At 69.9% G+C, this 20475-nt stretch carries 17 protein-coding genes; 6 read left to right on the plus strand and 11 right to left on the minus strand.

The window, feature by feature from the left end; genetic code table 11:
* Positions 1–13: 13 nt before the first annotated feature.
* Together ACFYMO_RS27215 and ACFYMO_RS27220 are read left to right on the plus strand one after the other, a co-directional pair.
* Complete coding sequence (locus ACFYMO_RS27215; RefSeq protein WP_366774826.1) at positions 14–970, plus strand: ABC transporter ATP-binding protein; 957 nt, start codon at positions 14–16, stop codon at positions 968–970.
* Positions 967–2595 (plus strand): anibiotic ABC transporter, encoded by a 1629-nt coding sequence (locus tag ACFYMO_RS27220; RefSeq protein WP_366774827.1) that lies wholly within the window; start codon positions 967–969, stop codon positions 2593–2595. Before ACFYMO_RS27215 ends, ACFYMO_RS27220 begins: the two co-directional genes overlap by 4 nt.
* Positions 2596–2830: 235 nt before the next feature.
* Here the strand turns inward: ACFYMO_RS27220 and ACFYMO_RS27225 are convergent, their stop codons facing one another.
* The gene (locus tag ACFYMO_RS27225) at positions 2831–4246 is read right to left on the minus strand and encodes an FG-GAP-like repeat-containing protein (protein ID WP_388549763.1); all 1416 of its coding nucleotides are present in this window, start codon (positions 4244–4246) and stop codon (positions 2831–2833) included.
* A gap of 489 nt (positions 4247–4735) precedes the next feature.
* Here ACFYMO_RS27225 and ACFYMO_RS27230 point away from each other — a divergent pair, with 489 nt between their 5' ends.
* Complete coding sequence (locus ACFYMO_RS27230) at positions 4736–5425, plus strand: class I SAM-dependent methyltransferase (RefSeq protein ID WP_366774830.1); 690 nt, start codon at positions 4736–4738, stop codon at positions 5423–5425.
* A gap of 381 nt (positions 5426–5806) precedes the next feature.
* On the opposite strand, the gene ACFYMO_RS27235 is transcribed toward ACFYMO_RS27230, so the two are convergent.
* The 4 genes from ACFYMO_RS27235 to ACFYMO_RS27250 are packed head-to-tail and all read right to left on the minus strand — an operon-like array spanning position 5807 to position 11356.
* The gene (locus ACFYMO_RS27235) at positions 5807–8272 is read right to left on the minus strand and encodes a glycoside hydrolase family 3 N-terminal domain-containing protein (protein ID WP_388549646.1); all 2466 of its coding nucleotides are present in this window, start codon (positions 8270–8272) and stop codon (positions 5807–5809) included.
* A complete protein-coding gene (locus ACFYMO_RS27240) occupies positions 8269–9090 on the minus strand; it encodes a carbohydrate ABC transporter permease (RefSeq protein ID WP_366773740.1) in 822 nt (273 codons plus the stop codon). Before ACFYMO_RS27240 ends, ACFYMO_RS27235 begins: the two co-directional genes overlap by 4 nt.
* On the minus strand, positions 9087–10022 hold the full coding sequence (locus ACFYMO_RS27245; RefSeq protein ID WP_388549650.1) for a carbohydrate ABC transporter permease: 936 nt from the start codon (positions 10020–10022) through the stop codon (positions 9087–9089). The genes ACFYMO_RS27240 and ACFYMO_RS27245 overlap by 4 nt, the downstream gene beginning before the upstream one ends.
* A gap of 32 nt (positions 10023–10054) precedes the next feature.
* Positions 10055–11356, minus strand: a complete 1302-nt coding sequence (locus tag ACFYMO_RS27250) for an extracellular solute-binding protein (protein WP_366773737.1) — start codon at positions 11354–11356, stop codon at positions 10055–10057.
* A 140-nt stretch (positions 11357–11496) separates the two neighbouring features.
* On the opposite strand from ACFYMO_RS27250, the gene ACFYMO_RS27255 reads away from it, so the two are divergent.
* Entirely contained in the window at positions 11497–12528 is a 1032-nt protein-coding gene (locus ACFYMO_RS27255; RefSeq protein WP_366773736.1) for a LacI family DNA-binding transcriptional regulator, read from the plus strand.
* Positions 12529–12680: 152 nt separating this feature from the next.
* On the opposite strand, the gene ACFYMO_RS27260 is transcribed toward ACFYMO_RS27255, so the two are convergent.
* The 3 genes from ACFYMO_RS27260 to ACFYMO_RS27270 form a co-directional block, all read right to left on the minus strand.
* A complete protein-coding gene (locus ACFYMO_RS27260) occupies positions 12681–12827 on the minus strand; it encodes a hypothetical protein (protein ID WP_366773747.1) in 147 nt (48 codons plus the stop codon).
* A 73-nt stretch (positions 12828–12900) separates the two neighbouring features.
* Positions 12901–14244 (minus strand): TRAM domain-containing protein, encoded by a 1344-nt coding sequence (locus ACFYMO_RS27265; RefSeq protein WP_366773735.1) that lies wholly within the window; start codon positions 14242–14244, stop codon positions 12901–12903.
* Positions 14245–14387: 143 nt separating this feature from the next.
* Positions 14388–16508, minus strand: coding sequence for an APC family permease (locus ACFYMO_RS27270; RefSeq protein ID WP_366773734.1), 2121 nt, complete (start codon positions 16506–16508; stop codon positions 14388–14390).
* Between the two features lie 69 nt (positions 16509–16577).
* Between ACFYMO_RS27270 and ACFYMO_RS27275 the strand changes: the two genes are divergently transcribed.
* Both ACFYMO_RS27275 and ACFYMO_RS27280 read left to right on the plus strand, forming a co-directional pair.
* Complete coding sequence (locus ACFYMO_RS27275) at positions 16578–17237, plus strand: TrkA family potassium uptake protein (RefSeq protein WP_075003329.1); 660 nt, start codon at positions 16578–16580, stop codon at positions 17235–17237.
* A gap of 85 nt (positions 17238–17322) precedes the next feature.
* On the plus strand, positions 17323–17985 hold the full coding sequence (locus tag ACFYMO_RS27280) for a TrkA family potassium uptake protein (RefSeq protein WP_366773733.1): 663 nt from the start codon (positions 17323–17325) through the stop codon (positions 17983–17985).
* Between the two features lie 115 nt (positions 17986–18100).
* Here ACFYMO_RS27280 and ACFYMO_RS27285 read toward each other — a convergent pair whose 3' ends face one another.
* The 3 genes from ACFYMO_RS27285 to ACFYMO_RS27295 all read right to left on the minus strand — a co-directional run bounded on the left by ACFYMO_RS27285 (position 18101) and on the right by ACFYMO_RS27295 (position 20456).
* Entirely contained in the window at positions 18101–19105 is a 1005-nt protein-coding gene (locus tag ACFYMO_RS27285) for a DUF3048 domain-containing protein (protein ID WP_366773732.1), read from the minus strand.
* Positions 19106–19247: 142 nt separating this feature from the next.
* Positions 19248–20048: a DUF3159 domain-containing protein gene (locus ACFYMO_RS27290; RefSeq protein ID WP_276477460.1), complete on the minus strand. Its 801-nt coding sequence runs from the start codon at positions 20046–20048 to the stop codon at positions 19248–19250.
* Positions 20049–20051: 3 nt separating this feature from the next.
* Positions 20052–20456, minus strand: a complete 405-nt coding sequence (locus ACFYMO_RS27295) for an OB-fold nucleic acid binding domain-containing protein (RefSeq protein ID WP_276477461.1) — start codon at positions 20454–20456, stop codon at positions 20052–20054.
* Positions 20457–20475 lie beyond the last annotated feature (19 nt).

Below are 20475 nucleotides of genomic sequence, written 5' to 3' on the forward strand. Positions count from 1 at the left end.
AAGGAGCTTTGCAATGCTGACCAACGTCCCGTCGCCGGGTGGTGATCCCGGCGTCGCGATCAGTATCCGCGACCTGGTGAAGACTTTCGGGGACACGACGGCCCTCGACCGTCTCCGGCTGACGGCCCGCTCCGGCGAGGTCCACGGCTTTCTCGGGCCCAACGGCGCCGGCAAGTCCACCACCATCAGGGTGCTGCTCGGACTGCTGCGCAAGGACTCCGGACAGGTCGCTCTGCTCGGTGGCGACCCATGGCACGACGCAGTCGAACTGCACCGGCGGCTGGCGTACGTGCCCGGCGACGTGAATCTGTGGCCCAACCTGACCGGTGGAGAGGCCATCGACCTGCTGGGATCCCTGCGCGGCGGGCTGAGCGACACCCGCAGGCGGGACCTCCTGGAGAAGTTCGCGCTCGACCCGGGCAAGAAGCTGCGGACCTACTCCAAGGGAAACCGGCAGAAGGTCGCCCTGGTGGCCGCGTTCTCCTCCGACGTGGACCTCTACATCCTGGACGAGCCCACGTCCGGACTGGACCCGCTGATGGAGGCCGTCTTCCAGGAGTGCGTCCAGGAACTCCGCCGAGCCGGCAAGACCATCCTGCTCTCCAGCCACATCCTGGCCGAGGTCGAGAAGCTGTGTGACCGCGTGAGCATCATCCGGGAGGGCCGGACGGTCGAGTCGGGCACCCTCTCCGAGCTGCGTCACCTCACCCGCACCTCGCTCAAGGTCGAGACCGAGACACCCCCTGCGGACCTCCGGTCGCTGTCCGGGGTGCACAAGCTCGCCGTGACGGGACACCACGCCGAGTTCGAGGCGGACACCGCCCGGCTCGGTGAGATCCACCGCCATCTGGCCTCTCTCGGTGTCCGCTCGCTGACGAGCGCTCCCCCGACACTCGAAGAGTTGTTCCTGCGGCACTACGGCGACGAGTCGGCCGACCAGCCCGCCGGGACGGCGGTCGGTGCACGATGAGCGCGCTCACGGGTACCGGTGTACTGACCCGGCTGGCGCTGCGGCGTGACCGCCTCCGGCTGCCGCTGTGGGTGGCGGGCCTCGCCGCACTGTTCGCCTCCATCGGCAACAGCGTCTCCGGCCTCTACGACTCCGACGCCGCACGTCTGGAGAACGCCCAGGTCCGCGCGGACAACGTGGTCACCCGCGCATTCACCGGCCCGGCCCCCGGCAGCAGCTCCGGAGCGTTGACCGTCTCGGAGGGCCTCGTCTTCACCTGTGTGCTCGTCGCCCTGATGAACATCCTGCTCGTGGTACGGCACACCCGGCAGAACGAGGAACTCGGGCGGGCCGAACTGGTCGGATCCGCCGCCGTGGGCAGACACGCCGGCCTGACCGCCGCCCTGCTGCTAGCGGGGCTGGCGAATGTCGCACTAGCCCTGCTCAGCACCCTCGTCCTGCTCGGCATGGGGATGCCGGCAGGAGGCTCCGTGCTGGTCGGAGTGGCGCTCGGCACGGTCGGCATGGCCTTCGCGGGCCTCGCCTCGATCGCCGCCCAGCTGACCGAGAGCGCCCGCGCCGCCAGCGGACTGGGCGGGCTCATCCTCGCCACCGCCTTTCTGCTGCGCGCCGCAGGTGACGCCTTCGGGAACACCGCGTCGGACACGGTGACGGTCGACCCCGCCTGGCCGAGCTGGATCTCCCCGCTGGGCTGGGGGCAGCAGCTGCGCCCCTACGGAGACAGCCGGTTGTGGCCCGTGGCCCTGCTGCTGCTCTGCTCCGCCGTCAGTGTGCTGATCGCGATACAGCTGAGCGTCCACCGGGACGTCGGCACCGGAATGCTTCCCCCACGGCGCGGCGCGGCCCGTGCACGTTCCTCGCTGCGCAAGCCGATCGGGCTGGTCTGGCGCCTGCAGCGCGGTCTGCTGCTCGGCTGGATCGTGGGCATCGCCGTGTTCGGCGCGGTCTTCGGCGGTATCGGCGACCAGGTCGAGGACCTCTTCGGCAGCGAGGAGAGCGCACAGTTCGTCCGCGACCTGGGGGGCGAGGGCGACCTGGTGAACGCGTACTTCGCGGGGATGATGGGACTGCTCTCGGTGGTGGTGGCCGGATTCACCGTCCAGTCGCTCATCCGGCTGCGCTCCGACGAGGAGAACGGACCGACCGAGGCCGTCCTGGCCACGGCCGTGAGCCGGACGTACTGGGTGCTGGCGCACGCGTTCGTCGCCCTGCTGGGCACGGCGCTGGTCCTGGCCGCGCTCGGGCTGAGCACGGGGCTGGCCTACGGCGCCGTCTCGGACGACCTGACGGGCGCCTTGGCAGACCTGCTGGAGACGACGCTCGCCCAGCTCGCCCCCACCGCCGTCCTGGCGGGCTGCGCGCTGGCGGTGTTCGGAGTGCTGCCGCGGGGTGCGGCGACCGTGTCCTGGGCGGCGTTCGCCGTCTGCCTGGTGATCGGCCAGTTCGGCACCCTGCTGGAGCTGCCGGACGGCCTGATCGGCATCTCGCCCTTCACCCACCTGCCCAGCCTTCCGGCCGAGTCGCTCACCGCGGCTCCGGTACTGGTCATGTCGGCACTGGCCGCGGTGCTCGCCGCGGTGGGCGTGGCCGGCTTCCGCCGGCGCAGCCTCGAACTCGGTGGCTGAGCAGCTCGGGAGGAGAGTCCGATGACGAGCGCCGCGACCTCACATGAGCCGGTCTTCCCTGCCCCCTGGCCAGGACGAAGTGCGTGCCGTCAGCGCCCTCCCCGTGCCGGAACGCCGGGCGAACCGGCCACCGACAGGTGGAAGCCCCGGTCGACTGTGTCCGACCTGGGCTTCCACCGAGTCACCCGCGGGGGGCCGCACGGGTTGTGTCGGACGCTCCTCCGACACGACCGGGTCAGCGCATCGAGCTTCCGAACTGTGCTCCGTTCACGGGCGCGTCGAGATCACTCGGACCGAAGGAGGTGGCCTTGTCCGTGGTGACGCCCGTAGCCGTGCCGCGAAGCGACCACACGGCGCCGGAGGAGTCGTTCTCCTGCGTCGACGAGACGTTGACGTCACGGTGTCCGTCACCGTCGACGTCCAGGAGCGCGCAGGCCGCGCCGAACTCGTCGTTCTCCTCGGCGACTCCGGGCACGCCCGGGCTGTCCTGGTCGAGCAGCTGGCTGCCCTTGCCCGTGACGCCCGTCTTTGCACCGTGCAACAGGGCGATCGCGCCCGCGTCGTTCGTGTTCCCGCTGTCCTTCCAGCGGATGCCGAGGGCGACCTCGGCGCGACCGTCGCCGGTCACATCCGCGACGGAGACGCAGGAGCCCAGCATCTCGCCGGACGAAGGCGCCTCGCCGGGGAAGCCCTCGAGGCTCTGGTCGAACGTCTGCCGACGGCTGGAGGACAGGCCGTCCTTCGTGCCGAAGACGACCGTGACCTCGTCGAACAGGTCACTTCCGCCACTCACCACGAGGTCGTCGAACCCGTCACCGTCCACATCGCCCGCGTCCATGTCCCCGCCGCCGTCGGTCGGACCGGTGGAGACGGTGAAGCCGGAGGGGCTGCCGAGGAGGGCGTCGCCGCTGTACACGCCGTCGCCCTCGTAGCGCCGGAAGATCAGATCCTGCCGGCCGTCGCCGTTGACGTCGGCCACCCCACGGGCCGTCGAGGGGCCACTGATCGAGGTGGCGCTGTTGTTCTCGTCGTCCCACTCGGACCGGTCCAGGAAGTCGAGCTTCCCGGCGGGGGTTCCGGAACGGGTCACAGGCCCCTTCCACAGGGCCGCGGGCTGCTCGACCGGGTCGTCTCCGCTCGTCCCCGGGTCCCCCAGCAGGGCGAGGTCGGCCTTCTTGTCGCCGTCGAAGTCGCCGATCTGCGGCGTGGTGCCGAAACCGGGTATGGCAGTGCCACCGGCGAGCCCCTTGGCCGAACCCCACAGGATGACGCTGCCGGCCGAGGCGTCGGCCGAGCCGATGACCAGGTCGGCGTAACCGTCACCGTCCAGGTCCCCCTTGCTGAAGGACTTCCCGAACTGCTGCCCGGCCGCGGCCGCCCCGGGCACACCGCTCGTCGAACGGCTCACCAGTTGCTTGTCCGAGGTGTCGAGGCCCTGGGGTGAACCGTAGGCGACAGCCACATAACCGGCCTTCGCCTTGCCGCCGACGGTTCCTCCGGGAGCACCGCTCACCAGGTCCGCGTAGCCGTCCCCGTTGAGGTCCTCCACCACGTCGGCCTGCTGCGCGGCCGGCTCCGCTGCTCGCTCCGCGGCACCCGCCTGCTGCGGGTGGGCGAGCGTCCCGGTGGTCAGCCCACCGACGGTCGCCATCACCAGAGCAGCCCCGATGGTCGTGCGGCGGGCTGCCGATGTTCTGCGGGGCCGCACCCCACCACGCCCGGCCAGGCGTTCTCCAAAACTCATCCGCTGCTTCCTTCGCATACTGGTCGGTTACACGTCACGTACGGTCGCAAGCCTCGACGGCCTTCCAGAGAGCCGAGCTGCTTCTCCCCCTCCAAGAGGACTGCCGGTCGAGAAGGCTGGTCGGCTGCACCAGGTGAGATGACGGCCGGCGGCAAAATGTTCACGGGATTCTGGGATTCTGCCCCCCGTCGGCACGGCGGACAGCCGCAGTGCGCTCGCCCAGTGGCGTCACCAGGACAGCGGACAGGAGGGGTTCCGGACCTCCGGCCGCTGGCGGCGGCTGCGTGCCCGGGTTCCGGAACCTTCCGCCGGGCGTTGGAGCCGCCGTGGTGAGCGATGGCACACCCCTCACATGTAGATTAGGGTAGCCTCACCTAACCAGAGAGGGTGGTCCTGATGCCGGAAGACTCGCAGCCCCTTGGCGGCCAGCTCGCCGACTCGATGAGGCAGCCGCGGCCGCCCTTTCGCAGCGGACTCATCCGGGATCAGCGCGTACTCGACGTCCTCGACGAGTTGTACGAGCGGGAGCGCCATATCAACTGGGAGACGTACCCTCACCACCCGGATCCGCACCACCACACCGGAACGGGGTTCTCACTGAGCCCGGAACAGGGCGACCAGCTCTACCTCCTGGTTCGCTACGGTCTCGCACACACCGTGGTCGAGTTCGCCACGGCCCTGGGTTTTTCCACGCTCTTCCTCGCGGCAGCACTGAGGGACGCCGGGAAAGGAATGGTGTACACGGCCGAACTCGTGCCGGAAAAGGTGCAGCAGGCGCGCGAGAACATTGCTCGGGCCGGCCTCGAGGACTACGTGACCCTCTTCGAGGGGGATGCGCGCGACACCCTCGCCTCCGCTCCCCAGCCTATCGATTTCGTGCTCATCGACGGATGGGCGCCGACCGTTTCGCTCGACGTTCTGAAAGTCATCGAACCGAAGCTGCGGACCGGCGCCCTGGTCTACAACGAGAACAGGGATCGGGAGTTTCTGGACTACGTCCAGGAACCCGGCAGCGGGTACGTCAATCTGTCGCTGCTGAGCGGTTCCGCATTCAAGCCCCGGGGGGAACTCTCGCTTCGGGTCTGACGTGTTCCGGGCGGTCGGGAGCGCGACCGCATCCGGCATTCTGCCGTGCCTTCGGTGAGGACGGGCGGCGGCGCGAGGACGCCGGCGTCCGGTCCGCGGTCCACACCGACCACCTCGGCACCGCCCGGGGCCCCGGGCGCCTGCCGGGGCCGGTGGCCCGCCGGCCGTGATCGACGATCGGGGCTCCACCCACCCGGTCGACCGTCGGCACCCCTGAGGGGCCGACGGTCGGCCGCCTCCGCCGCCAGGACGACGGGCGCCCGGTTGCACACACCATCAGCGCCGGATCGGAGCCGTGACCGACGGTTCGGGCCCGGAGACCGCGGGACCGCCGCCGACGAGCGTGTCACCCGCGACGGCTGCCACGTGCTGCGGACCGGACTACGTCGCCTCGTTGAGAATCGCTGTCGAGACGCCCATGTGCAGTCGCCGGGTGTGGTCGACCGTGCGTACCGGCCCGGTCAGCGTGACCGGGACCGTGAAGCGCGGGTCGGTGCTCGATGTGCCCAACCGCAGTTCGAGGCCGCCCGGCTCGATGATCCGGTGCCCTTCGCGGCCCGTGAAAGAGGCGAGGTCCGCCGGGATGGCCATGTTCACCCGGGCCGCCCGGCCCGGATCCAGGTCGAGGCGCACATACCCGACGAGGCGCTGCACAGGCTGCACCACGGAGGCGACTGGCTCGTGAAGATAGACCTGCAACACTTCGACGCCCTTCCGCACACCGGTGTTGCGGACGGTGCAGGAAAGAGCGAACTCTCCTTCTGTGGAGGTCCGTCCGCACTGCACGTCCAGATCGCTCCACTCGAAGTCGGTGTACGTGAGACCGTGGCCGAATCCGAATGCCGGGGTCGGGTCGATGCTGGACACCTCGCTGGAATGACCGAGCCGCGCCGCCAGGTATGTGGAGGGCTGCGCCCCCGGACCGCTCGGGACACTGACGGGCAGTCGGCCGGAAGGTGCGGTGCGGCCGCTGAGGAGCGAGGCGATGGCCCTCGTGCCTTCCTCCCCGGGGAAGAACGACTGCACGATCGCGGCTGCCTCGTGCACCGCACGCCCAAGGGCGTAGGGGCGTCCGGCGAGCAGGGCCACGACGACAGGAGTGTGCGTGTCGAGGAGCGCATCGAGCAGTTGTTGCTGGACGCCGGGGAGGGCCAGGTTCTCGGCATCGCATCCTTCCCCGCTCGTTCCGCGCCCGAAGAGGCCGGCGCGGTCGCCCAGGGCCACGATCACAAGGTCTGCTCCCCTGGCGAGCTCTGCCGCCTCCTCTATGCCAGTGGTGTCCGTGCCGTCGATGTCGACGCCCTGTGCGGCGACGATCTCACTGCGGGGGAACTCCGCCGCGCATGCCGCACGCAGGGTGGGCAGTTCGATGCCGGGTGGGGTGCCGGGGTGCAGGTTTCCGACGTGGACGGGGAAGGAGTAGCAGCCGAGGACCGCCGTCGGGTTCTCGGCGTTGGGCCCGATGACCGCGATACGGGCGGGCGCGCCGCTGCCCCGGCCCGCCGCGAGGGGCAGAGTTCCGTCATTGCTCAGAAGGACGAGGGCCTGTTCGGCGACCCGGCGAGCGAGCTTTCGGTTCTCACTGGTGTCGAGACGGACCGTTCCGCGCAGTGCGTCAGGGGTGCCTCCTGCGGAGCTGTCCGCCTGTTCGGCTGCGCGGAGCACTGACGGCACCGGATTCCAGCTCGCATCGAGCAGCCCCAACTGGGCTTTTTGGACGAGCACTCGGCGTACTGCACGATCCACCAGTTCCTCGGATACGAGCCCCTGGGCAATCGCGTCCGTCAACGGGCCGCCGAACGCCTTGACAGTGGGCAGTTCCACATCCACGCCCGCGTCGAGTGCGGCCCCGGCCGCTTCCCCGAAGGATCCGACGACGCCGTGCAGGGTTTTCAGGAACGCGATGCCGAAGTAGTCGGCGACCACGGTCCCCTCGAAACCCCAGGTGTCGCGGAGCAGACCGGTCAGCAGCTGTCCGTCGGCTGCGGAGGGGATTCCGTCGGTGTCGGTGTAGGCGTGCATGACCGAGCGGACGCCGCTCTCGCGCACGGCCATCTCGAACGGGGGCAGGATGACATCGGCCCGCTCGCGCGCCCCCATGGCGACGGGGGCGAGGTTGCGGCCCGCCCGGGAGGCGGAGTAGCCCGCGAAGTGTTTGAGCGTGGCGACGACCCCGGCCGACTCCAGTCCTCGTACGTAGGCCGTGGCGATGGTGCCCACGAGGTACGGGTCCTCGCCGATGGTCTCCTCGACGCGCCCCCAGCGCACGTCGCGTACGACGTCCAGGACGGGGGCGAGTCCCTGGTGTACGCCGACGGAACTCATGTCACGGCCGATCGCGGCGGCCATCTCGTGGATCAGCTCCGGATGGAAGGTGGCGCCCCAGGACAGTGGTACCGGGTAGGCGGTCGCACCCCAGGTGGCGAAGCCGGCAAGGCACTCCTCGTGCGCCAGTGCCGGTATGCCGAACCGGTTCGCGCGCACGATCCGCTGCTGGCTACGGAGGAGCGAGAGAGCACCGACGGCGGGGTCGACCGGGGCTGTTCCGAACGGGCGGGTCAGCTGTCCGAGGCCGTGGGGAAGCAGCTCGTCGAATGCGACGGCCTCCCCCATGTCGTGCTGGAACGGGGCGACTTCGCCTCCCTCGTCGGACGCACCCACCCAGACGCCGAAGAGCTGGGCGACCTTCTCCTGGAGGGTCATGGCCGCGATCAGGGCGTCAGCTCGGTCCTCGGGGGTGAGGGCTGGGTCGTGCCAAGGCCCGGCGCGGTGGTCCGTGGCCCCGGAGCTCGGTGTCCGGGGAACGGCGGTCGTCGGCGCACCGGTGTTGTCCATGTTGGTGGTCACTTTCCTCCGACCCCCATCAGCCCCTGTACCAGGGCACGACGAGCGAACAGGTAGACGATCAGGATGGGGAGCATGGAGAGGACGACCGCGGCGAGCAGACCGGGGGTGTCGACGCCGTGCTCCGTCTGGAACTCATAGAGACCCAGGGTGATCACTTTGGTCTCGGCGGACTGTGTCAGCACCAGGGGGAAGAGAAAGCCGTTCCACGCCTGGAGGGCGGAGAAGACGATGATCGTCGCGAGGCCGCTTCTGGACAGTGGCAGCACCAGTTGGAAGAAGATCCGTCGTGACGAGGCGCCGTCCACCGTCATGGCCTCGTACAGATCGGGGGTGATGTCCCGCATCACCCCGGTGAGGATCAGGGCGCACACCGGCATGGCGAAGGCGGCCGTCGGGAGGATGACGCCGATGAGGTTGTCGTAGAGACCGGCCTCGCTGATGACGAAGAACATCGGGACGATGACTGCCTGCGAGGGGATCGCCAGGCCCAGGAGGAACAGCCGGAAGACCGTGGAGGCGATCCGGCCCCGGCTTCTGACGATCGTGTACGCCAGTGGCGGGACGAGGAGGACGACGATACCCACGACGCAGGCCGTGACGATGACGGTGTTGAGGAAGTACTGCGCGAAGCCGCTGTTGAGGTCCTTGATGTAGTTGTCGAGCGTGAAGTGCTCGGGAAAGGCCAGCGGGCCGTTCGCTGCGTAGTCGGGGCGCGACTGGAACGTGGCGATCAGCATCACGTACAGCGGCAGCCCCACCACGAGGAGCCACAGCCCTGAGCCGAAGCCGGCGAGGTGGTTGGGGCGGCCCTTGCTCACAGTCCCTCCATGGTGCTGCGCATCTTGTCGTAGCCCGAGAGCCGCGCGACGACCAGCGAGATCAGTGTGGAGACGAGAACCAGGAGGAGTGCGATGGCGGATGCCGATCCGTAGTCGAAGCTCTTGAACGCCTTCTGGTACATGTAGTACGCACTGATGGTGGTGTCGCTTCCCGGCCCGCCCTGGGTCAGGATGAGCACGGTGTCGAAGGTCGTGAGCCCGCCGACCACCATGAGAATGGTCGAAGTGATGATCGCGTTGCGTAGCTGCGGCAGGGTGACATGGAAGAATTGCCGCACTCGTCCGGCACCGTCGATCTCCGCCGCCTGGTAGAGCACCGGCGGCACCGCGCGCGCCGCGCCTTGGTAGATCAGCGTGTGCAGCGGGGTGAACTGCCACGTGCTGACGAAGACCAGGACGGCGATCGCGCTGGACTGCATCCCGAACAGGTTTCCGTCGCCGAACAACCATGTCGCCTGCGCGGGGACCCCGAGATTGGGGTCGAGGAGGGCGCGCCACAGCACGGACACCGCCGCGATGGAGAGCAGTAGCGGGACGAAGTAGATGGCGGACAGGACAGCCCGGTTGCGCTGGTGCCCCGCAGCCCAGACTCCGAGCAGGATGCTCAGCGCGGTCTGGACGATGACGCCGAGCGCGGTGATCAGGACGCTCAGCCAGAGGCTCTTGGCCATGACGGGGTCGTCGAGGAGCTTCCGCCAGTTGGCGAGGCCGACGAACTCCGGATCGCTCAGACCGTCCCAGGCCGTGAAGGAGAGCACAGCGACCATGATGAGCGGGACGATGGCGAAGAGGCCGAAGAAGACGGCGGCGGGGACCGCCCAGAGCAGTCCCGGGCGGCCCGCTCCGTTGCGGGATGGGGTGGCCTTCCTGACCGCCCCGCTGTTCTTCCGGGGGATGGCGGTTCGGGTCATGTCATGGGTTCCGGGTTCGGATTCGGATGCGCTCACGAGGTCGGCAGCGCCTGCATGGCCTCGATGAAGGTGTTCTCGTCCGTCGAGCCGTTGAAGAACTGCTGGAGGGCCCGGTACATCGCGGTGGCCGCCGACTGGGGGTAGGCCTGGTCCCAGGAGAGCTGGAACGCCGGGGCGTTCTTGACCATGTCGTACTGGAACTTCGCGAACTTCGGGCTGGCGGCGGTGTCCAGGAACCGTTCGGTGTTCGTCGTGGTGGGCAGGTTGCCGATACCGAGCTGCGCCTTGACGAACTGGTCCGAGTACATGAGCTTCAAAAACTCGGCGACGGCCTTCGGGTGTTTCGTCTTCTTCAGCACCGAGTAGAAATTGTTGGTGTTACCGACGAGATTGTCCCGATTCCCCTTGCCTCCCTCGACGGAGGGAAAGGCGCCGTATCCGAGGTCGCTCTTCGCGAACTCGGGATGCGCGTCCTGCTGTGTCGAGTACTCCCAGGAGCCCATCAGCTCGAAGCCGGCTTTGCCGGATGCCAGGAGCGTCGGGGAGCCCTGGTCGGTGAACTTGACCGAGTCGTAGTTGGTGCCGAAGGCGCCGGCATCGACCAGTTCCCTGATCCTGCCCAGTGCCTTGCGGCTGTCCGGGCTCGCCCAGGCCTTCTTGTCGCCGTCCAGGGCCTTCTGGAAGAGCCCGGGGCCGGCGATGCGGTCGTAGAGGTACTCGAACCACATCAGGGTCGGCCAGCGGTCTCCGCCACCCAGTGCGATCGGGGTGACGCCGTCGGCCTTCAGCGCCTCGACCGCCTCCAACAGCTCGTCCCACGTCTTCGGGGGCCGGACGCCCGCCTTCTTGAGGACCTCGGCGTTGTTGAACAGCAGCACGGGCTGCGTGCCGCGCATGGGGATCCCGTAGGACTTGCCGTCGACCACGGCACTGTTGAACACCGACGGCAGGAACTTCGCCTTGAGGTCGGGGTCCTTGGCGATGAAGGGGTCCAGTGGGAGCAGCAGACCAGCGTCGACGAACGGCTTGATGCTGCCGCCGCCCCAGTTGAAGAAGACGTCCGGCGCCTGCTTGCTCCTGATGATCGTCTGCAGCTTCGCCTGATAGTCGGCGCCCGGGATCGTGTCCAGGACGACCTTCACCTCCGACGTCTTGTTGAAGGTGGCGACGAGCTCTTTCTCGACCTTGTTCGCGGCGTCCCCGTAGACCAGGACGTGGATGGCGTCGTCGTCGGCCGCATCGGAGCCTCCTCCGCATCCGGAGAGGGACACCACCAGGGCCAGCGCGGCACCACCGACGAGAACGGTCCGGGAGAACCGTGCGCGTTGCTTCATCGACCCGCCTCTCGAAACTGTTTCGGAGTACATTCCGAAACTTCTTGACTCGGGACGCTAGGACCCGGCCTCTGGGGGGTCAACCCTCGGTCATCGCGTTATCCAAGCGTTACCTTCCGGCCGCGCTCGGTCCGTGCTCTATGCTCCTGGGCATGCGCGATGACGAGGAGACGGGCCGCATCACTCTGGCGCAGGTTGCCGAACGGGCAGGCGTCTCCATCTCGACAGTTTCGAAAGTCCTCAACGGGAGACAGGATGTGGCGGCCCCCACCCGTATGAAGGTGGAACACCTGCTGGAGGCCTACGCGTACCGACGCACCACACGGTCCGCCGGCGAGGCACCCCTCATCGAGATCGTTTTCCACGAGCTGGAGAGCATCTGGGCGATGGAGCTGATCCGGGGGGTGGAGAACATCGCCAAGGTCCACGACGCCGGGGTCGTCCTCACCGAGAGCGGAACCCGCCACGCGCCCGGCCCCGACTGGACGGAAGCGATGCTCCAACGTCGGCCGCTCGGCGTCATCCTGGTCCTCTCCACCCTGCCCGACGAAGTGAAACAACAGCTCAGGGCGCGTTCCATCCCGTTCGTCATCGTCGATCCTGCGGGCGACCCCGACCCCGACGTGCCCTCGGTCGGCTCCGCCAACTGGAACGGCGGCCTGGCTGCCACCCGCCACCTCATCGAGTTGGGACACCGGCGCATCGGGATCGTCACCGGGCCCGAGGACATGCTCTGCTCCCTGGCACGCCTGGACGGCTTCCGCTCGGCGATGTCGATGGGAGGGCTGGAGGTGGACCCCGAACTCATCATGTTCGGCGACTTCCACGTGGAGGGCGGATACGAGCGCGCCGCCGAGATGCTGGCCCTGCCCCAGCCGCCCACCGCGATCTTCGCCGGCAGCGACCTCCAGGCACTCGGCGTGCTCGAAGCCGCCCGGGTCCAAGGCCTGCGCGTCCCCCACGACCTGTCCGTGGTCGGCTACGACGACGTGTCCATCGCCCGCTGGGCCAGCCCGGCTCTGACCACGGTCCACCAACCGCTGCGCCGGATGGCGGAGGAGGCCACCCAGATGCTGATGCGGCTACGGGCCCAGGAGCCGGTGTCCACGCGACTCGAACTGGCCACGAGCATGGTCGTCCGCAACAGCACGGCACCACCTCCGCCGAGGTGAAGGGCCCCGAAGACCTCGTGCGGCTGCGCCTGTCCGCAACGTTCGTCTGCGGATGAGTCCTCCTCCGGAGCCGGGAAGGACGGCACGGGAGCGTCGGCCGTGAAACCCGGACCGCTCGTCGACACGCCGCGTACCGGTGGAACCGGCCAGCCCTACGGCAGCCGTACGAGCCGGGCGGCGGTGCGGGCGAGGGACGACGGAGTGCAGCGCGCCGCCGCCTTCTCGTGCAGCGTGGGATTCGGCTCGGCGTCGAACACGTTCGTCCGGGGTCGCTCGATCGCCGACGCCAGAAGGCCCATGCCGCGCACGCTGCCGTTGACCGTGCGGGCAGGGGAACAGGCCGAGTGATCCACCCGACAGCGAACCCCGAGTTCAGGCGCCCTTCCCCGCCGGCTCCAGGATCGCCACGCACTCCACGTGGTGCGTCATCGGGAACAGGTCGAAGGCGCGCAGGAAGCGGGGGCGGTAGCCGGCGGTGGCGAAATAGGAGAGGTCGCGGGCGAGGGCGGCCGGGTCGCAGGCGACGTAGGCGATGCGTCGCGGGCCGAGTGCGGTGACCTGGTCGACGATGCGCTTGCCCGCGCCGGTCCGGGGCGGGTCGAGGACGACCAGGTCGGCCTCGGTGATGCCGGTGCGCGGCAGGACCTTGTCGACCTTGCCGTGCTCGATGCGTACCCGGGGGAAGTCCTCGAGGTTCTTGCGGGCGTCGGCCGCCGCCCGCTTGCCCGACTCGATGCCGAGCACCGCGCCCTTCTCGCCTAGGCGGTCGGCCAGCGCTCCGGCGAACAGGCCGACGCCGCAGTACAGGTCCAGTGCCGTCTCGCCCTTGCGGGGGGTGAGGCCGCGCATCACGGCGTCCACCAGGACCTCGGCGGCGCGCGGGTGGACCTGCCAGAAGCCGCCCTCGCCGATGCGCCAGGTCCGCCCGTCGGCGCGCTCGCGGACGAAGTCGCGGCCGTGCACGCGGTGTACGGCGCGGTCCTTCTCGCCCACCCGGAGGACGGAGACCTCGCGGTTCAGCTCCACGAGGGGCAGCCGGCCGCCGGGGCGGGGGGTGAGGACGACCTGGCGGTCGGCGGAACCGGTGGCGGCGATGGCGTCGACGGTGGCGATCTGCGGCCACTCGCGCTCCTCGATGCCGAGCTCCTCGACCTCGGGTGCGGCGATCAGGCAGTGGTCGATGCGCTGCACCTCGTGCGAGCGGTGCTTGAGCAGTCCGGCGCGGCCCTCCGCGTCGATGGTGTAGCGCATGCGGGTGCGCCAGGCCGGGACCTCGCCGGGGGCGACCTTGTCGCCGGGTGCGGGCTCGACCGTGCCGTCCCAGGAGACGTCCTCGGGGGTGAGACCGGCGAGCCGCTGGAGCTGTTCGGTGAGCACGTCGGCCTTGAGGCGTCGCTGCGCGCCGGGCTTGACGTGCTGCCAGTCGCAGCCGCCGCAGCGCCCGGGGCCCGAGAACGGGCAGGGTGCCTCGACGCGGTCCTTGGCGGGCTCCAGGATGTCCACGGCGTCGGCCCGCAGGAAGCGCGAGTCGGTGCGGCCCTCGGTCACCCGGGCGACGACCCGCTCGCCGGGCAGCGTGTGCCGGACGAAGAGCACCTGGCCGCCGCCGGTACGGGCGACGCAGTGACCGCCGTGCGCCACCGGGCCGACCTCGACCTCGTACTCCTCCCCCACCAGGGAGGGGGCGAGCTCTTCGGACGCGCTGGCTTCGGGCATCGGGGGGTGACTCCAAACGGCTGGAAAGGCTGAGGGCTGAAGAACGGCTGGGCGGCGACCGGCCCGGGGGAACCGGGGCCACCGTGCGGCGGGATGCGGGTCCGGCCCGGTGGGAGGGACCGCCCGGGCCGCAGCCGCCGAGTCTACTTCCCGCGCTGCCGGGTCAGGCTCCCCGCCGGTCCGGACCCGTTTCCGGGGCCCTTGCCGCCTTTGCCGCCCTTGCCGCCGTCCTTCTGGGACTTCCGCGGCTGGATGACCGGACCGCGGCGCACCGAGCCGGGCGCGTTCCACTGCTCCCGCCGCCTGGCCCGCTTCTTGGCCAGCTCGGAGGACTCCAGCTGGTAGGGCACCGAGGTGACCATGACGCCGGGTGTGAACAGCAGCCGGCCCTTGAGCCGCAGCGCGCTCTGATTGTGCAGCAGGTGCTCGTACCAGTGGCCGACCACGTACTCCGGGATGAAGACGCTCACCACGTCGCGGGGCTGCTCCTGGCGCAGCCGCTTCACGTAGTCGATGACGGGGCGCGAGATCTCCCGGTAGGGCGAGTCGAGGATGGTGAGCGGGATGTCGATGCCGCTCTCCTCCCACTCCCTGCGGAGCTGCTCCGTCTCGTCCTGGTCCATGTTGACGGTGACGGCTTCGAGGGTGTCCGCGCGCAGCAGCTTGGCGTAGCGCAGGGCGCGCAGCGTGGGCTTGTGGATCTTGGATACCAGCACGAAGGAGTGCACCCGCGAGGGGCGCGTTTTCGCCTCGGTGGGGTCCTCGGCCGCCAGTTCCTCGGACACTCCGTCGTAGTGCCGGCGGATGGCGGTCATCACGGCGTAGAAGAGTCCCATGCCGACCAGGGAGACCCAGGCACCGTGGGAGAACTTCGTCACCAGCACCACCACGAGCACCAGCCCGGTGAAGAAGGCCCCGAAGGTGTTGATGGCGCGGGAGCGGTGCATGCGGTGCCGACGCGCGGAGTCGGTCTCCGTGCCGAGCAGCCGGTTCCAGTGCCGGACCATGCCGATCTGGCTGAGGGTGAAGGAGACGAACACGCCCACGATGTAGAGCTGGATCAGGCGGGTGGAGTCGGCCCCGTAGACCACCACGAGTATCACCGCCGCGCCCGCCAGCAGCACGATGCCGTTGGAGAAGGTGAGCCGGTCGCCGCGGGTGTGCAACTGCCGCGGCAGGTAGCGGTCCTGCGCCAGGATGGAGCCCAGCAGCGGGAAGCCGTTGTAGGCGGTGTTGGCGGCCAGGAACAGTACCAGCGCGGTGGCCGCGGCCAGGTAGACGAAGGGGAGCGTGCCGTCGCCGAAGACCGCGGCTGCCACCTGGGAGATGACGGGGTTCTGGGTGTAGTCGGCGCCCGCCGGGTGGCCGTCGATCAACAGGTCCTTGGCCGGGTTCTCCGCCATCCGCACCCTGGTGGCCAGCGCCAGCGCGATGATGCCGCAGAACATGGTGACCGCCAGCACGCCCATCAGGGCAAGGGTGGTCGCGGCGTTCTTCGACTTGGGCTTGCGGAAGGCGGGCACCCCGTTGCTGATCGCCTCGACGCCGGTGAGCGCCGCGCAGCCGGAGGAGAAGGCCCGCAACAGCAGGAAGGCCAGCGCGAACGCGCCCAGGCCGGACTGCTCGGTGTGGATCTCGTAGTCGGCGGTGGGGGCGCGCATCTCGTCGCCCAGGATGACTCCGCGCACCACCCCCCACGCGAGCAGCCCGAAGACGCCCGCGACGAAGCAGTAGGTCGGTACGGCGAACAGCTTGCCGGACTCGCGCACGCCCCGCAGGTTCATCAGCGTCAGCAGCACGATCACGGCGACGGCGCAGAACGTCTTGTGCTCGACGACGAACGGGATGGCCGAGCCGAGGTTCTCGACCCCCGAGGCGATCGAGACCGCCACGGTGAGCACGTAGTCGACCAGCAGCGCGCTGGCGACGGTCAGCCCCGCCCTGCGGCCCAGGTTCGTGGTCGCGACTTCATAGTCCCCGCCCCCGCTCGGATACGCCCGGACGTTCTGCCGGTAGGAGGCCACCACCGTGAACATCAGCACGACGACCGCCACCGCGATCCACGGGCTGAAACTGTAGGCGGAGGCCCCCGCAACCGACAGGACCAGCAGCACCTCGCCCGGCGCGTACGCCACCGAGGACAGCGGGTCGGAGGCGAAGACGGGGAGGGCGAGACGTTTGGGAAGGAGCGTCTCGGCGAGCCTGTCGCTGCGCAGCGCCCTCCCGAGGAGAAGTCGTTTCGGTACGTCGGTCATCCTGGACACGCAGAGGATCGTATGCGGTCAGTCGTGCGATGCTGAGACGGCCCGCTGTACGGGACGAAGGGACGGGCGTTGCACATTGTGATCATGGGCTGCGGGCGAGTGGGAGCAGAGCTCGCGCAGACCCTGGAGCGACAGGGCCACACGGTCGCGGTCATCGACCGGGACCCCACCGCGTTCCGGCGCCTCGGCTCGGGGTTCGGCGGACGCCGCGTCACGGGGATCGGCTTCGACCAGGACACCCTGCGCGAGGCCGGTATAGAGGAGGCGGGAGCGTTCGCCGCGGTCAGCAGCGGCGACAACTCCAACATCATCGCGGCCCGGGTGGCACGTGAGATGTTCGGCACAAAGCACGTGGCCGCGCGGATCTACGACCCGCGGCGCGCGGAGGTCTACCAGCGCCTCGGCATCCCCACCGTCGCGACCGTGCGCTGGACGGCCGACCAGATGCTGCGCCGGCTGCTGCCGTCCGGCTCGGAGCCGCTGTGGCGGGACCCGAGCGGTGCCGTGCAGCTCGCCGAAGTGCACACCTCCGCGGCGTGGGTCGGCGAGCGGGTCAGCCGGCTCCAGGAGGAGGCGGGAGTGCGCATCGCTTTCCTCACCCGGCTGGGCGAGGCCATACTGCCGACGTCCCAGACGGTGCTGCAGGAGGGCGACCTGGTGCATGTGATGATGCGCTGCGACGAGGTCGCGAAAGTAGAGGAAGTCTTCGCCGTGGGGCCGGAGTCGTGAACGGCACACGGGCGGCTGCCGAGCCGCGCCGGAGCAGGACGCACGCACTCCGCCGGACAGGCGGAGAAGCGAACCAGGGGAACGCATGAGAGTGGCGATTGCCGGGGCGGGCGCGGTGGGCCGCTCCGTCGCGGGCGAGCTGTTGGAGAACGGGCACGAGGTCCTGCTCGTCGACAAGGCGCCGACAGCCATCTCCGTGGAGCGGGTTCCCCAGGCGGAGTGGCTGCTGGCGGACGCGTGCGAGATCACCTCGCTGGACGAGGCGGCGTTGGAGCGCTGCCATGTGGTGATCGCCGCAACGGGTGACGACAAGGTCAACCTGGTGGTCTCGCTGTTGGCCAAGACGGAGTACGGGGTGCCCCGGGTGGTGGCCCGGGTCAACAACCCGAAGAACGAGTGGCTGTTCAACGAGTCGTGGGGCGTGGACGTCGCCGTCTCGACTCCGCGCCTGATGTCGGCTCTGGTGGAGGAGGCCGTCAGCGTCGGCGACCTGGTGCGGCTGCTGCGCTTCTCGCAGGGCGACGCGAACCTCGTGGAGCTCACGTTGCCCCCGGAGTCCACGCTGGCGGGCACCCGCGTGGGTGATGTGAGCTGGCCGGAGGACACCGCGCTGGTGACGATCATCCGCGGCTCCCGGGTGCTGACGCCGGATCCGGACGACGTGCTGGAGGTGGGCGACGAGCTCCTCTTCGTGGCCGCTCCCGCACGCGAGGAGCAGCTCGAGGAGTTGCTCTCGGCCCGCGGGTGACCACGCTGCGGTGACGAGCGGGCCCGCTCGATCCCGGCCCGCTCGCCGGGGCCGCGACCACGACTGACGCGGAGGAGGCCCCCGCGTCGGCTCGGCACGGCCGGGAGCGCCGCGGTCAGCTCTTCTTCACCAGCGCGACCCACACCTGGCCGCGCGCGAAGGGCAGCCGGTCTCCGCCGTCCGCCAGGGTGAAGGCGGTGCCGCCGCCCGCCGAGGGGCGCGACCAGTGTGCTTCGTACCCCGTGCCGTCCCGCAGCACCAGGGCATCGCCGGAGCCGACGGTCTCGGTGTAGGGGGTGACGCTGCCGGAACTGTCGTGGAAGCGGGACGGGCGCACGGTCACGTACTGGATCACGACGGTGGCGGGGGCGAGACGCGGGCCACCGCGGGCACGTGCCGGGGACCCGTCCATCGCCACCAGCCAGCCGCCGCGGTCGGCGGACCAGGTGAAGGTGAAGCGGGCCCCGGGGTAGCGGACGGTGTGCCGGTCGGTGGGCCGGCCGCCGCCGGGTGCGGAACCGAAGCGGTAGCCGATGTCCCGGGGCGCGGAGGCGCCGTCGGCGGCCCGCTCGGCGCGGCGCGCCTTGAGATAGAGGTTGTGGGGGACGCGGCGGCCCGGGTCGCGTTCGTAGCCGTCGGTCAGCTCCCCGGGCGGCAGCAGCCGCAGCGGTGCCGCCTCCAGGGTCGGCAGGAGCTTGCTCTGCACGCCGGAGAAGGCCAGGGCCGGCTCGCCGAACTGGCGCAGCAGTTCGATGTCGGATTCGCGAGCGCTGCGCACCGGGCCGACGGTGGCGGGGAGGTCGGAGGCGAAGACGGCCAGGATACGGCTGAGACCGGCCTCGACCTGCTCGGTGTAGACGATGTCGGCGTGGTCGAGCCCGTTCTGCGGCCGGGCCGCGGCCACGTTGTCGACCTTCACCGCCAGCACCCGGCCGCCCTTGTGCTGCTCGCCGGTGAACGGGGACGCGTCCCCCTCGCCTCCGTCGGAGCCGCACGCGGAGAGGGTGCCCGTGCCGAGCGCCACGGCGGTCGCCAGGGCGGTCCGCAGCACCGTCCTGCGCGCCCTGTGCGGGGCCGCTCCGTCCGTGGGCGGCCCGGGCCGCCGGGTGAGGTCGTCCATGGGGCCTCGCCTCCGTGTCGCCGTGCGCGTCGCGGAGATCCTTCCCCGCGGCGGCGAGGACGGTGCGGCAGGCGGTCCGGTTGGCCCGTTCAGCCGGAGCGCGGGGCGGGCATGTGCGCGTCGACGGCGGCGCCGGCCCGGTTCAGCGGCGGTGCCGGCCGGTCGTGCCCGCCTCCGCCGTGGCGGCCTGCGCAGCTGCCTTCTCGGCCTTGGCCGCTTCCTCCTCGGCCTCCAGCTCGGCGATGACGTTGATCGGCGGCGGCGCCTTCGCCAGGAAGATCCAGGTGAGGTAGACGGCCAGCAGGAACGGCGGGATCTTCAGGATGACCGTGACCCAGCCGAACTGGGTGGTCTCGCCCCAGAAGTAGAGCGGGAAGAGCACGGCCGACTTGCCGAGCAGGATGAATCCCCAGGCGTAACTCGCCTTGGTGTACGCCTTCTTGCGGCCGGGGTTGCGCTTGCGCCAGGAGAGGTTCTCCTTGAACACCGGTCCGAGCACCAGGCCGAGCAGCGGCACACCTGCCATGGCGGTGACGAGGTATGCCAGGGCCAGGCCGAGCGTGTAGAGCATGCCCGGCAGGTAGAAGTCCTTGGCGTTGCCCGTCATCATCGCGAAGAGCACGCCGAAGCCGACGCCGAAGATCCCGCTGAAGGCGTGCTTGACGGTGTCCTTGCGCAGCAGCCGGAAGACGACCATCACACCGGAGAGCACCAGCGCTGTGATCGCGGCGGTGTGGATGTCCTTGTTCACCGTGTACATCGCGATGAACACCAGGCCGGGCACCGTCGTCTCGACCAGGCCCCGCACCCCGCCGAACGCCTCGAACAGAGCCGCTTCCGTGACGGCCTGCGATCCGTTCTCCTCCGGGGCCTGCGAGCCGGTCCCGCCGGCCGGCCGGTCGTCCGGCTCCTGCGCTTCGGTCCGCTTGTCGGGAAGGGTCACCCGCTACTCCTGTCCGAGGGGTCGCAGCTCGTACTTCGGGTTGAACATGACGGGACGGCCGTGGTTGACGGTGATCCGCCCCCAGGCGATCAGCTTGCGGCCCGGCTCGATCCCCGCGATGGAGCGGCGGCCCAGCCAGACGACGTCCAGCGAGGCCGACCCGTCGAACAGCTCGGCCTCCAGGGTGGGCACTCCGGCGCGCGGCCGCAGTGTCACGGTGCGCAGCGTACCGGTTACCCGCACCATCTCGCGGTCGGAGCATTCGGAGATACGGGCACAGCCGGTGTCCTCGGCTTCCTCACGCAGTTCGGCCGAGCGCAGGTCCTCCTCCGAGGAGGAGAGCCGTTCCAGGAACCGTCGGAACCGCCCGCTTCCCGTGCCCCGCTGCTCTCGGGTGGCGCCAGTCATAACCGCCAGGGTACCGCCG

Origin of the sequence: Streptomyces sp. NPDC007025, assembly GCF_042869455.1 — a bacterium.
In the GTDB taxonomy this organism is placed as follows: Bacteria; Actinomycetota; Actinomycetes; order Streptomycetales; family Streptomycetaceae; genus Streptomyces.